This window comes from Bythopirellula sp. (assembly GCF_041737835.1).
Classification (GTDB): Bacteria; Planctomycetota; Planctomycetia; order Pirellulales; family Lacipirellulaceae; genus Bythopirellula.
The window spans coordinates 1-13,208 of sequence record NZ_JBGSQY010000035.1 but is presented as its reverse complement, the minus strand read 5'-3'; the positions used below and the strand labels follow the sequence as shown (position 1 = coordinate 13,208).

9 protein-coding genes and 1 tRNA gene are annotated in these 13,208 nt (G+C 54.7%); 2 read left to right on the top strand and 8 right to left on the bottom strand.

The window, feature by feature from the left end:
• Window positions 1-227: 227 nt before the first annotated feature.
• From AC6T8Q_RS11225 to AC6T8Q_RS11190, 8 genes are all read right to left on the bottom strand, one after another.
• A complete protein-coding gene (locus AC6T8Q_RS11225; protein WP_500679163.1) occupies window positions 228-1,394 on the bottom strand; it encodes an IS4 family transposase in 1,167 nt (388 codons plus the stop codon).
• A gap of 878 nt (window positions 1,395-2,272) precedes the next feature.
• Entirely contained in the window at window positions 2,273-4,333 is a 2,061-nt protein-coding gene (locus tag AC6T8Q_RS11220) for a hypothetical protein (protein ID WP_500679162.1), read from the bottom strand.
• Window positions 4,334-4,467: 134 nt separating this feature from the next.
• Entirely contained in the window at window positions 4,468-6,336 is a 1,869-nt protein-coding gene (locus AC6T8Q_RS11215) for an RNase H family protein (RefSeq protein ID WP_500679161.1), read from the bottom strand.
• 75 nt (window positions 6,337-6,411) lie between these two features.
• Entirely contained in the window at window positions 6,412-7,917 is a 1,506-nt protein-coding gene (locus tag AC6T8Q_RS11210; protein WP_500679160.1) for a hypothetical protein, read from the bottom strand.
• A gap of 97 nt (window positions 7,918-8,014) precedes the next feature.
• Window positions 8,015-8,266, bottom strand: a complete 252-nt coding sequence (locus AC6T8Q_RS11205; protein WP_500679159.1) for a DUF1580 domain-containing protein — start codon at window positions 8,264-8,266, stop codon at window positions 8,015-8,017.
• Between the two features lie 196 nt (window positions 8,267-8,462).
• Window positions 8,463-9,335, bottom strand: a complete 873-nt coding sequence (locus AC6T8Q_RS11200) for a hypothetical protein (protein ID WP_500679158.1) — start codon at window positions 9,333-9,335, stop codon at window positions 8,463-8,465.
• 35 nt (window positions 9,336-9,370) lie between these two features.
• Window positions 9,371-10,594 carry a tyrosine-type recombinase/integrase gene (locus AC6T8Q_RS11195; protein WP_500679157.1) on the bottom strand — a complete coding sequence of 408 codons (1,224 nt, stop codon included), beginning with the start codon at window positions 10,592-10,594 and terminating at the stop codon, window positions 9,371-9,373.
• A 117-nt stretch (window positions 10,595-10,711) separates the two neighbouring features.
• Window positions 10,712-10,785 (bottom strand) — tRNA-Val (locus tag AC6T8Q_RS11190).
• Between the two features lie 155 nt (window positions 10,786-10,940).
• On the opposite strand from AC6T8Q_RS11190, the gene AC6T8Q_RS11185 reads away from it, so the two are divergent.
• Together AC6T8Q_RS11185 and AC6T8Q_RS11180 are read left to right on the top strand one after the other, a co-directional pair.
• Window positions 10,941-12,047 carry a metallophosphoesterase gene (locus tag AC6T8Q_RS11185; protein WP_500679156.1) on the top strand — a complete coding sequence of 369 codons (1,107 nt, stop codon included), beginning with the start codon at window positions 10,941-10,943 and terminating at the stop codon, window positions 12,045-12,047.
• 107 nt (window positions 12,048-12,154) lie between these two features.
• A complete protein-coding gene (locus AC6T8Q_RS11180; RefSeq protein WP_500679155.1) occupies window positions 12,155-13,018 on the top strand; it encodes an HAD family hydrolase in 864 nt (287 codons plus the stop codon).
• The last annotated feature ends 190 nt before the right edge of the window (window positions 13,019-13,208 follow it).

The window sequence follows — 13,208 nt, the reverse complement described above, 5'->3', positions numbered from 1 at the left end:
CCACTTGCGACAAAACTTCGTCGCCAAATGGCTGATTATGATCGAGCAATTTGAGATCGTGCGCGCGCATTTTAGAACGCAACCCTTGTGTACAATAACGACTTACAACAAAATCAAAAATCCTCAGCCGGACAGTAGTGAGCGACAAAATAAAGAGCAAGTCGTCCCCTTTTCCTTGCAACGATACTGGAATTGTGAGAATAGATTATTTCATTAGCGTGCGAACATTAGTCGAACAGCCACAACTGGTTACGCTGCTCGGGTTCTTCGGTTTGGGAATTGGTTATTGAAAGTGCCTGGATTAGCGGGACTTTCTCGAATTGGGTTAAACTTAAAATCTGTAGAATTGTGTAGAGCGGCAGTTCGAGGGCTAGCCGCTTTTTCACAATCGCCACGAGCAAGTACGTCGCCACGGCGCTCCAGATTTGCGTCTTCACCGCGTTCTCGCTGGTCCCATAAAACGCCTTGATGCGCAAGTGTTGCTTGATCCACTTGAAGAACAGCTCGATCTGCCAACGCGACTTGTACAACTGGGCAATCGTTACAGCAGGCAACGTAAAGTTGTTGGTCAGGAACACCAAGCGACGGTCTTGCGCGGCATCGTAGTAACGCACGCGGCGCAACGGTTGCGGGTAGTCTTGACCAGCATAATAATTTGCCAGCACGATCGTCTGATCGGACTGAATGCCGCGCGCTTTGTCCACCGGATGCGAGTAGCGCCGCTGATACGCCATGTTCTTTTTGGCGCGCGTGACAAAGAATGCCTGGGCTTGCTGAAGGGCAAACAACCGCGCGTAGTCCACATAGCCGCGGTCCATTACATAGTAAGCACCTGCCACGATGGGCAACACATCCAAGATATTCACATCGTGCATTTTGCCCGTGGAAATCAGGATAAAATCGGGAATGTTGCCTTGCAGATCGAGCAGCGTGTGCAGCTTGATCGCACTCTTGGTGCGGCGAAACTTGGCCCACGGAAACAGCGAATAACACAAGTCGATCACGGTGCTGTCGAGCGCGTAGACGGTCGCATCGAGTTCCAAGCCGTGGCCATCGTGACAGTAAAGTTGCTTGGCTTGCTGGATCAAGAGTTGTGCCAACTCGGCATAGATCCGCCAGTCGCGCGTATTGTTGGCGTGAGCCAGATTGCTGAACGAAACCGTGCTGCGAATGCCCAAGTGATAGAGCTTGTCGGGGACGGCCCGCCAACACGTTTCGATCTCGCGCAGACTGTGTCGATAGGTGAGTTGGCCGAACATGAGCACGCGCAGTTGCTCGGCACACGGATAGGTTTTGATTTTGTGATCGCCGTCGTAGCGATTCACCAATGTTTGAAATCGTCGCCACGGAACATGCTCCATGACCTGCGCGAAAATGAACTTGCCAGCGTGCATCGTCAAGGCCGACTTTCCTAAAATTCAGGAAACGTTGTCGATCCAAATTGAAATCGATGCAGGTCATTTTCTGGCGTAAACCTTGTTGTTACAATTCGTTAGAGCAAGACTTCATTGCAACGTTCGCACACTAGTGAGATTATTTTGAATCTCGTTGATCAATTTGCAAAAGCCCGTTGCAGAGCCGTACTCACCAACGTGGTCTCCAACGAATTGCCCAGCGCCCAACCAATGGCCTTGCAGCAAATGAGGATAAGCACGACGGCCAAGTACACTCAGCCTTGCGCTGTTGCCAGGTAGGTAATTTCCGTGACCACTTGCAGATCGGCGCTGTCGCGGTGAATTCTTGGGCCAGAGTGTTGGGGAACGAATGTGGGTGTTGGCGATTCCTTCGCGAAATACGCCGTCGCTTTTTTAATATCTCACGCTCCAACTTGGCCCGCCACAGTTCTCGTCGCAGCCGCTAATTCTTCGCTCGCAACTCGGCTACCGTCGCCACTTCACCGCATGACATGTGTTTGGGGGCCATCAATTCAAGCTAGATGCTGTAGCCAAGCCTCAGAATTCTTCGCTTAACTGGAATCCCCAAGAAACGACTTCTTCTCGCAAAATTTTTATCAGCATTGCCTGCCGCTATTGTGGGGAAATGCCATGGCTCGGGGATTCACTTCCCAAAGCTAGATATTAAGAGAACTGACTGTTTTGCTGCTTTATTGCGTAATGCATCTAATGGCTTTTAACTTTGATGCTTAGCGATGATGATCCCATTAAGCCCAAATTTCCTAAAGTGCCCATGGCTTTACTCGGGCCTGGCCTACTACACTCAATCAGCTTGGCCTGAGAGTACGCGCGATTGCGTTGATTTGCAAACCAAGGAGCTAGGTGGGCGTCAGCGGAAGGTGCATGGACTTTTCCGCCAGACGCAGCACCGGCCGAAAATCACCCCATGGGGATAATCGCTCACAGAGGAGTTTGCCGACACGGAGCTGCCAGGGGAGTTTCCGAGCCTTGGCAAACTTACCCGGACGATGCTGGTGCAGCAGATTCAACAACACTTGGCGGGCTGGCAATTCCCAGCACTCGGGTAACGAGACTGACTCGGGTAACTTCAGGGTAAGCCAGCCACAGTGGTGAGCCTTAACAGCCAAGTTCGGGGGGATACCCAGCAAGCAGTTCCGAGGGATTCGTTCAGCCAGCAAGCGAGAGATGGTGCGCGGGGAGCGTCCCTGACTAGTAATAACGGTGGGCCAATCGTAGGCGGTGATCTTTGCCATTAGCTGATCCAGATCGTGTTTCCAGTAACGTGGACCTGGCGCTGGTAACAACGGGGTGTCGAGGATCCGACCGATCTGAGCCAGAACGGCATCAGCTCCACGCCCCGGCAGCGCGACGCCTAGCGGGCTCTGGAATTCACACTTTGCGGTGATCAGCTGGTATAGCGCCTGCTGAATTGCCCAAAAGAGTGCCGATTGCGGTGTCGGTTCTCGGAGAGGTTCGAGGACGTCTTTACTAAGCGGAGGTGGCGGTTCAAGTCCTTGCGCCGGATAATCGGGCAAGACCAGCGGGACTTTCTGGCCCAGTTCGATCTGTCCGAGACGCACGCCGTACTGCGGCAGGCGAAACACCCATTGCTCTGGCGTACTGACAAACCCCAGTCGATCCGCGTGTCGAATGACCTCAATGTGGGGTTGGGTCAGTTCCCGATCGCAGAAATGCCAGTTTCGGTTCTCGAATGCTGGCTCTTGCTTTTGCTGAGTCCGAATATGGCGACGGACGGCCTTGAGCAAGCCACCGCGAGCTACTTCGGCATCCGCCACCACAAACGAGTAGAGCTGGCACTGCAGATCCATAACTTGGCCCGCCCAATGGACCTGACCGTTGCCCAGGAGGTACTTTTTCTCGACTCTCAGGGTCACCCAGGGATATGTCTGCTCTCCCCAAATACGCTCTTGGAGAGGGCGCGGGCAATGGACGCCATGCAGATGCTGAAGGGATTTAATAACTGGTGCAAACTCGGGTAGCGCCGTTAGCTGATGCAGAGCTTTCCATTGTTGGGAAGAGCCAAGCAACAACTCGCCTAGCTCCGATGGAGGTAAGCATGCTTTGACTAGGATTTTCGCGAATTTGCGGTAGTGCTCAGGAGGTTGGAGGTGGAACATCACCTGCGTCAGGTACTCGCGCCACGGTAACGAATGTTCAATCCAGTCGTCAGGCAGGAACCGCCGCTCGTGGACCGACGACTGCATTTTATTGAACATCTTGGCACGGCGCGTGACCCTGCCATTGCATCTGATGAGTTGACGAAGAAGGGGTGGAGTAATGAACTCGCAAATGAAGATGATTTGTCGGTCGGCGATACAATCCCAGGCTTCCGCTGTGCGGTAATAGCAGTTGTCAAACGCACCAACTAGCGGGAGGTTGCCGCGGGTATCCCAATGTTCTTGGAGCCAGCGATATTGAAACCGAATCGCATCTTCCACGTACAGCGTCGCGAATACGTAACCCGGAAATGCCGAATTTGGAGCCAAAGCCGTGGATAGCATGCTTAGGCCCGCTTCGCGACGGGAGTGGTTGATCCCGGGCAAGCTCGCGAAGCGGAGCCTCGGGTGTGAAACGTACTCGTTGGAGTTGTAACATTCCGGAGCATTCGGGATGTACAGATCCGGTGGGTTCGGCCAGACATTGAGGGTATCTAGGTCGGTGTAGGCCCAAGCGCACATTTCCTGGGGCCGGCGATAGAAAGGAATTACGACAAGCTCCTGCCACCTGTCCCGGTTCGGAGCGTAGCGTTTGCCGGGGCCGGGACCGCGGCGAACAGTCCGTTTCCCATCGCGGTTCAGCCGTGGACGCTCGGAGTACGACTGCGGGTAGAGTGCCGTCTGGAGCGTTTTCATCGTCGCGACGCCAACGAAATCCCGATCCGCCAACGCTTCAAACACGGGGTGGTCCCGGACTATGTGGCTGCGCCCCCGGGAAAGACTCCCTGGATGCCCGACGCGGGCATATTCGGTCATGTCGTGCCAGAGCTGGCGAAGGTCCACTGAAGGGGGTGAATCCGCATCCATGCGTGTGCTTAAGAAAGAGTGGCGTATTGTGCTTGGCGATTGGCTTCGTGGTCGACCATGTCGTTGTAGTAGTTTCCGGAGTGACCTTTGACTTTGCAAAAGTGGACATAGCGGTTTTCGCAAAGTGTTAACAGCTCGCTTACTAGATCGTGATTGCTAATGACCCCCTTGCTGCCACGCCACTTGCGCTGTTGCCATTCTCGGGATCGGTGGGCGCAATCGATAACGTATTGCGAGTCGGTGTACAGATCGACCCTGGTTTCCGCAGGCAGCGAAACTAGTGCCTGGATCACGGCGAACAATTCCATACGATTATTGGTTGTTTTAGCGTTACAGCCTGAATTACTGTGCACCAACTTATAGTGCCGATTCAAGATCACATAAGCCCACCCTCCCGGCGGTTGCTTATTTCCTTGGACCAGCGCTGAGCCATCTGTCCAAATGTGGAACTCGGCGTTTTTATCAAAAAGGTGCGGGGGTACCGACGAGTAGTCGGCACCCCCGCGACGGCCACGTATGGCCGTGAAGCAACGGTCGGCGAAGCCACCATCACAAGCACCATAGGCAGGCAGACAAGCGCTATAGACCGTAGCTCTAGCCATAAAGCGAGCATAAGCCCGCTCCCAGAGGCCAAGAAGCTCTTTAGGGATAGCGATCTCCCCAAAGGTCGATTCACGGGCGGTCCGGACGATCTTAGTGACGTTGGATTCCACTGTGTCTGGGTGGTAACAAGCTCCTTGCTGTCCCACCCAGCCCTGGATGACACCCATTGCTGCCATAGGAGGATTTTGGGCTCGGTGGCACTCTCGGAGTCTCAAGCCCAGGTTATCCCAGGTCGATTTCCCGACGCCAACGTGCCAGGTCCCATTCGTCCAGCTTACCCGGTAACCGATCCAATCTACCGACCCTCCCTGGGACAGATCGCAGATCGCTTCTTCCATGGGGTGCTTAAGGCTCATTCCGGCCGCTTGCACCTGCTGGTTCAGTTCTCGGTGATATTCCTCGGGATCGCTCTTGTCCCCAAGCATTAACAGCACATCATCGACGTACCGAATGATCGGCATGTCGGGGTGCACCTTAAGCCACGGCCGGTCGAGACACTGATCGAGATACAGGTTCAGCAGGAGGGGTGACAGGGGGTTCCCTTGGGGGATTCCCCGGCCTTTCTTTCCACTGCCGATGAGTTTCTCGATCTGTCCGACCGTCTGAGGCGTGAGCTGCCGGCTAAGCAGCACTTGGCGTAGCCTAGAGCGGGGAACTGATGGGAACGCGTTCTGCACGTCTTGTGCGATCAACCTCCTGCGGTTCTCCCGCTCAGCCGTCTCCAGAACCCACACTAGCGCCATCTCGCGGTCATGGTTCTCACGTCCTCCTACACACCAGGGGGTTAGTCCCGGGTCCAGGAACGGCGTGGTTGCCATAGCGAGCATCCTGCTCGCGAGACTGTCGGCTAGGTTACTGACGTCGATGGGTCGGGTCTTGCCGTTCGGTTTCGGGATGTTAACCCGACGAGTTTCGCCCGCCTGGTATCCTCCCTCTCCGAGTTGCTCCCCGATCATCTTGATCAGTAGCGTCTGGACATGGACTGGCAGGTCGCCCTGTCGGATGCCATCCGGTCCTGCCGCTCTTGGGTCGTTGGCCGTTTTCTTCCATGCGATCTTGGCAGATCGGAAGTCTGCTGCGACGCATAGGAGATGGTCGGTCACCCTCTGGCGATCGGCTCGTGCCTTGCTTGGTAACTCGCTGCACATTTCGCGGTGACGGCGCAGGAACTCGTCCGCGTCCCCCCGATGGGAGAACACGGTGCGGATGCTCTGGCGGGCAGCGCGACCGGCGAAAGGCTGACAGTTTGTTCGCCGGCCCAAACTCTTGTACATGGTGAACCTCCTTTTGATTGAGTGGACGTTCCTATCAACGGCTCTACGGCGTAAATAGGATAAATTGGCAATCTATTAACGTCGAAAGTTTGTGCGTCGTTTGCCTGCCTTGTCGCGATTGAGATGCCGAGGTTCAACGATCTCAATCACGGTTTGCTGTCGAGCTTGAAAAGGCCTTGGGAGTATGGTTTTGGTGACGTCAAGCTGGGCTTTGGTCCCGTCGGCGCGAATCACTAGATCAGCGCCGTAGGATTGGAGAGCCTCAAACGCAGGGAGCGTCATGATGGATCCCCGATAACGCTCTTCATACAGGACAAAGCCTGCAGGACTGACGCTGCTTCGCTCGACGAGTCGATAGTCAGGCAATTGGGATTGGACCTGCTGACCGTGCAGTTTGTTCTCGACAAGAATGAGCGTTTGTTGTTTAGTTGCGCCGCGACGCTCACGAATCTCCGAATGCTCCGAGAGCTTGATCTCAGCGGCAAGGCAGCTTGAGTTGCCGTCGAGATAGCCTGCTAAATCGGCGATAAGGCGATTTCGCCCGACGTTAGTCCAGATAGCCAAGCGTTTCCACGTCAGCAAATCTTTGCAAGGAGGCCCGGCGTCCATCGTTGAATCTAGCCGGGCCGTGTAACTTGTTATTTTAGCCGGGTTTTGAAATTCCTGTTGGCAGGGCAAAGCAGCGCCAAAAACGATTTTGAGCTTTTCAGCGTCAGAGGGCGTGAACCGCGCGTCGGAACTTACGATCCCGTATTTTCGGTGAATCGGTGCCCAGTAACACCAGTCGTTGAATTGCTTGTGATGCAGGATTCTTTCGGTCGAGAGCACAATCAGGGTAATTGGATGCAGGCAATGCAGAGGGATGCCGAAATGAGGCGTTGCCAAGTAAATGCGCCGTGGCGAAAGTGCGCCTTTATCTCCCCAGAACTGGATGCGGGGACGGTATTTTTTGGCGATGTAACCTTGGAAATTGTGTAATTCGCGTTTACTAGACGCCATGACAATCACCAAGCTTTGCTCGCGATTGAGCATGGCCAGGTCGGCTGCGGATTGATAATTCTTTCCTGGCGCTGCTTGTGTCCACGCGAGACATTGTTGCGCCCAGAGTTTTGCGAGTTCCTGATTGCTCGGATCGAGGGACTCGTAATAGTTTTGATTGATGCCTTGGAGCAGTAATTCATTAGCTGGACGTCGATCCTCGATGGAGTAATGGTACCCGTGGCCATCGAGTAAGGACGTGATCCGTTCCAAACAGCCAAGCCCAAAATAGGTCCAGCGGTTAGCTAATGGCAAAGCTTGAATGCGCCGTTCCTCGCGCTGGTGCCCTAAGCGTACATGCTCAGAGAATTTGCTGTTGCGGAGCTTTTCGGCTGTTTTTATGTCGAGGAACGTTGGAATGCCCTTGGTCTTTGAGCCAGGTGCCCGACCATGCCGATAGAATTTTTCTGTTCGAGGAATCCAGGTAATTTGCGAATCGATAGAAACAGGGAAAGGAATGGCGAGCTCAAATGCTCGGAGCAAAAACGCAGGAGCGGATTTGACTACTACGCCTGCAGGTTTGACCAAAATTTGAATTTGCATGTTGTCAGCTGCAAGGCCGCGATTCACCGCTGCAAACCAACCGCTGATGGACCTCTTCCATCAAACGCTTGGTGCGGGAGATTTCTCGGCGGGAATACTAAATTCCAAGGCGATCCAAGATTTTGTCGGCGGCGTCTGGCTCGCCGGCCGCCTTTTCGCTAGGCCGCATGCTCGGCTTGCCATTGATTGCTGCGAGAAAATCCACCAATTGCTGCTGCGTGATATACCGCCGCCCGCCCACCAATGTCGTTTGAAGTTTGTGCCCGCGAACCCCACGTAGCCGCCAGCGCGCCAGAGTACTCACATGTGGCCGCCCCGGCAAAAACGCACACGCTTGAGACAAACTCATATACTTCGCATCCATCATCCACCTCAAAGCAAGTGATGCCCCGATGGAAATAACTATATTCCATAAGGAACAAACGTCAAGCGTTTATTGTCTTTTAAGTGATATTGCTGCAGCTTTACGCAAAACGGATCAAGATTTTGCAGGATGTCGCCACAGGATAGCGAAGCAATTCGCCGAGGTGGCCCAGCGTTAGAAGTTACTGCTGATAACAACTGCTAAAATCCGTGCGTTGTAGACGGATCGCAATCGCGAGCAACCGTCCTCCGGCTTGGAGACCAATACGAGATGTGTAACACTTCACCATTTCCTGCATGGTCGTTCTGCGTTGTGGCTTGCTGGCGAGAGGCCGAATCTCGGGCTTGCCGTGATTGTCGATTTTCAGCAAATACTCAGTTGCCGGAGGCACGCTCTGGATGCTCGATCGGTCTTCGCTTATCAGATCAACATAGACGCCAATATCGTCCCCCTCCTCATATACCCTGTCTGCTAATAACAACTCCGCTTTGCGAATATCCTTCCGGTAGTAGACCACCGGTGTAGACTGCTGGAACTCGAATTCCTTGAGATAGTTGGGATCAGTCTCCAGCAGCAACATATCCCCCGTTTGCAGTGATGCTTGGGGACGGTAAATTAGTCGATCTTCGATCTGCAACCGGTAAAAATAGCGCGTCACAGCATACTCGTGACCTCCCACAGGCCAAAACCCTGTTGCCCCCAAGGCAGAAGGCTGCGTGAGGGGTTCTGTGAGCAAGCTGTTGAGAATCGGGATTGGCCAACCACCACCCCGTGATTGGCCTTGATCGCCGCGCAAGGGATCCCCCAAGCCGCTGATCAGCCACTGGGAATTGATCCGCTTATCCTTCGCCAAACCCTCCAAGACATCGCTGCCAGGGTTCTGAGACTTTTGGGCGATTTTGGTGATGTAAGAGCTCGTGCAACCGACGACGGCAGCCATCTGGGAACGATTTCCTGCAAAGATCACTTCCAATAGCCAACGCACCCGATCCCCGGGCGTGGAGTCGGGACCAAGTTCCTTAGTAAGTTCGATGGGAGCGGAGGGACGGGCCATGGTTTCTCTTTCGTTGTTCGTTTGGCTTCGCAGCACTAAGAAATTTCAGCGGCGATCTGCATCGCTCGACTGAGATCCCGTTCCGCGTAAATTTGGGTGGTTTCTACTTTGGCATGGCCCAGGATGAGTTGCGCTCCTTCAATCCCGTATCGCTCGCGCACTTTTGTCCCCGTGGAGTGCCGGATTTGCCCGGGGGACCAGCGATGCGCTTTGCGCCAAAGCTTCTTCTCCGCTTCAACCAACTCGGCCGGCGGCGGGAAAGCCTGATCGCAAGCACGATAGATCGCTCGGCAGTAGGCCTTCGAGTTGTAGCAAGTTCCAGGTTTGCGACGGGGATTCGACTTCGCGCGATTGAGTTGACTGGGTTGAACTTTCGACTGGCGCTTAGCGCGCATCTTCTTCTTCCGTTCGGTTTCGCTCAATTGCGGATTGAAGCAGTAATCGCCAGAATTTCCCTGCAAATACGGTTGCAAGACTAGTTGGGACTGCGGGCCAAAATAAATTATTTTCTCGCGGCCGTGATGCTCAGTCTTGTGGGACGCCGGTCGATATTGCCAAACCGGCTCGTCGCGGTTGATCTCCTCGGGACGGAGCTCACAGATCTCGGAAGGCCGGGCTCCCGTGAGTTGCTGCAAAACGACCATCGCCTGCACCATCGTAGGCAAAAACGGTAGGATTGCCACTACCTTCTCATCGGCCACGGGCTTGACGGGTTGGGACTCGCGAGCGGCACTGCGACCTCGTTTCAAGCCGGGTACGGTCGCGAGCGCTTGAAAAATGGTCACCGGCAGCAATTCTTCCGCGACTGCCCAGCGAAACATGCGTTTGATCCGCGCCACCCGACTATTCACCATGGTCCGACAAAGGTTTTCTTCCACCCAATATTGCTGAATCGTCTTCAGAGCTTTGGGACCAAATTGGGTGACAGCCAGATCGGCGTATAGCTTGCGGATTGGCCGCATTGCATAACGGATATTGTCGAACTCCCCCGTTGTTTTGCCATTTTTACGGTAGTACTTCTGGGCGTACGTCAAATAGGTGGCGATTAAGGCTTTCATCTTCAACACCGCGGCAGGCTGGATGACGAGGGCCGGTCGGCCGGCGGCCAGACATTCCGCGATCAAACGGTCATATTCCCGCTTGCTGGTTTTGGTGCCGTGGGGCCCTAAATAATGATCCACGCCCGAGATTGTCACGATCGCTTGGCCCGAGGCTCGGTGCTGGCGATAGCGCGGTACGGCAGAATGCAGAAGCGGCATTGGAGTTCTCCCAAGTAGCGCAAACCGGTATGTACCGGTTTGCGCACCTGAAAAACGCCGCTCTGCTGACTTTCAGCAGGTAACACAAATTGTGTTTCAGCAAGGACTTACAAAAAATGGGCGATACAAGGCTCGAACTTGTGACCCCCAGCTTGTCGAGCTGGTGCTCTAACCAACTGAGCTAATCGCCCTGATGACTTTCGTGCGTTGGCCACGAAAATCGAACGTTTATCCTGGTCGTTCCGAGCACAATCGTCAAGGGGGTGCGGTTCGCCATTTTCTCCGGGCCACGGTCTGGTAAAGTAGATGCGATCAACTCGCCCTTCGACCCAACCGGAGTTTCGTGATGACGCTGCACCGCCGTGATTTTTTAGAACGTTCGGCCGCTAGCTTGCTCTTGCCAGCCCTAGGCGGCACTCTCGCGGCCCAACCACCTGCGACGAAGGAACCCGCAACGAAGGCTCTAGCCAAGCCGGCCGCCGAAAAGGTCGATCCGTATGCCGATGCGGTCTTTGTTGCCGGCGAGCCGCCACTGCCGGCCAAGGATTCGTTCACGCTGGCGATCTTGCCCGACACGCAGAACTACAGCGAGAAGTATCCCGACACCTTTGTCGCGCAGACCGAGTGGATCATCGCCAACCGCGACAAGCGCAAGATCTCGGCGGTCCTCCAACTCGGCGACATCACCAATCACAACACCGAGCCGGAATGGAAGAATGCTGTCGCGGCGCTGAGAAAACTCGATGACATCGTGCCGTACTTCCTGACACTCGGCAATCACGACTATAGCGAGAAAGGCGGGTGCAAGGATCGCACGACGCTTTTCAACAACTATTTCGATCTGGGCAAGGTTCGCAAGATGCCGAATTTTGGCGGCGTCTATGACAAGGAGCCGGAGCAACTCGAAAACGCGTATTACACGTTCGAAGCCGGCGGGCAAAAATTTTTGGTTCTGTGTCTCGAATTCGGTCCCCGCGTTGATGTAGTCCGCTGGGCGAATCAGGTTCTCGCCAAGCATCCCGAGCATGCGACGATCTTGAACACGCATGCCTACATGTACTTCGACGAGACGCGCTACGATTGGGCCAAGTACGCGAGCAAGCAGACCTGGAACCCGCATGCATACCCTGTCGCCAAAGCGACGCAGGATGATGTTTGCGACGGCGAAGAGCTTTGGCAAAAGTTGGTGCGCAATAACCCGCAAGTCTTCATGACCCTCAATGGGCACGTCCTCAATGACGGGCTAGGCCGGCTGACGAGCGAAAATGCTCGCGGAAAACAGGTTCATCAGATGCTGGTCAATTTCCAGATGAAGCCCAAGGGTGGCGACGGCTGGCTGCGGCTCATGGAGTTCTCGCCATCGGCCAAATCGATCAAGATTGTCGATTACTCACCGACGCGCGAACAGCAGAATTACAGCACTCAGAATAAGTTTGAGCTAGCGTGGGGATAAGTTCATCATCGGTAGCAGATCCCAGGGGGTGAACCCCTGGGCTTTGACTTCTACTGGACGAATTTCCCTTAGCTCCTTCGTCTCTTTACCCCATAGCCTCTGCATTGATGTACGAAGTCCAGCCTCAGCACGAATTTCTGATCGGCGTCGATTCCGACGGCTGCGTGTTTGATTCGATGGAATTGAAGCACAAGGAATGCTTCATTCCGACGATCATCAACTTGTACAATCTCCAGGCGGTCAGCAAATACGCCCGCGAAACGGCCGAGTTTATCAATCTCTACTCGTGCCATCGCGGGCTGAATCGTTTTCCCGGGCTGGTGCTGACGCTGGAAATGCTCAAGCAGCGGCCCGAGGTCCTCGCGCGGGGCGTGAAGATCGAGGTTCCCCTGTCGCTTGCAAGATGGTGCCAAACCGAAACGCGCTTAGGCAATCCGGCACTCATCGCGCGGATCAAGGAAACAGACGACCCCGAACTGCGTATGGCGCTCGATTGGTCGATCGCGGTGAACAAGTCGATCGACGATATGGTCCGTGCGGTGCCGCCGTTTCCATTGGTGCGGGAGTGTCTGCAAGCCATGAACGCGCGGGCCGATGTCCTCGTCTGTTCGGCGACACCCAGTGCGGCGCTTGAGAAGGAATGGGACGAACACCAGATCGCGCAGTACGTTGTCAAAATCTGCGGCCAGGAAATCGGCAGCAAAAAAGAGATTCTCGCCAACGCGAAAAAATACGGCCCGCAGAAAACGCTCATGATCGGCGACGCCCCGGGCGACTACCAAGCGGCCAAGGCAAACGCGTGTCTGTTCTATCCCATCAATCCGGGTGCCGAAGAAGCGAGTTGGGAACGCCTGCATAGCGAAGGGTTGAGGCGATTCTTCGAAGGAAACTTCGCCGGGGAGTTTCAGGAGCAGATTCTGGCTGAGTTTCAGGCGTTGTTGCCCGAGAAACCGAAATGGCGAGTTTTGTAGGTCAGGCTTCAGCCTGACAAGCCGGCCGTGGACGGTCCGGCAAAGCGATTGTCAGGCTAAAGCCTGACCTACTAGTTCGTCTAGCGATCAATGTCATGTATAGGTTATACATCTTTGAGCCACGAACTCTCAATTTTGGAGGACAAGGATGTCCCGCTCGCCGATCAAGTACCAAGTCTTGCTATCATCC

Excerpts from the sequence above, each read along its gene's own strand:
- AC6T8Q_RS11185 (WP_500679156.1), top strand. The coding sequence starts at position 10,941 with ATGACGCTGCACCGCCGTGATTTTTTAGAACGTTCGGCCGCTAGCTTG.
- AC6T8Q_RS11180 (WP_500679155.1), top strand. The coding sequence starts at position 12,155 with ATGTACGAAGTCCAGCCTCAGCACGAATTTCTGATCGGCGTCGATTCC.
- AC6T8Q_RS11210 (WP_500679160.1), bottom strand. The coding sequence starts at position 7,917 with ATGCAAATTCAAATTTTGGTCAAACCTGCAGGCGTAGTAGTCAAATCC.
- AC6T8Q_RS11200 (WP_500679158.1), bottom strand. The coding sequence starts at position 9,335 with ATGGCCCGTCCCTCCGCTCCCATCGAACTTACTAAGGAACTTGGTCCC.
- AC6T8Q_RS11215 (WP_500679161.1), bottom strand. The coding sequence starts at position 6,336 with ATGTACAAGAGTTTGGGCCGGCGAACAAACTGTCAGCCTTTCGCCGGT.
- AC6T8Q_RS11195 (WP_500679157.1), bottom strand. The coding sequence starts at position 10,594 with ATGCCGCTTCTGCATTCTGCCGTACCGCGCTATCGCCAGCACCGAGCC.
- AC6T8Q_RS11225 (WP_500679163.1), bottom strand. The coding sequence starts at position 1,394 with ATGCACGCTGGCAAGTTCATTTTCGCGCAGGTCATGGAGCATGTTCCG.
- AC6T8Q_RS11205 (WP_500679159.1), bottom strand. The coding sequence starts at position 8,266 with ATGAGTTTGTCTCAAGCGTGTGCGTTTTTGCCGGGGCGGCCACATGTG.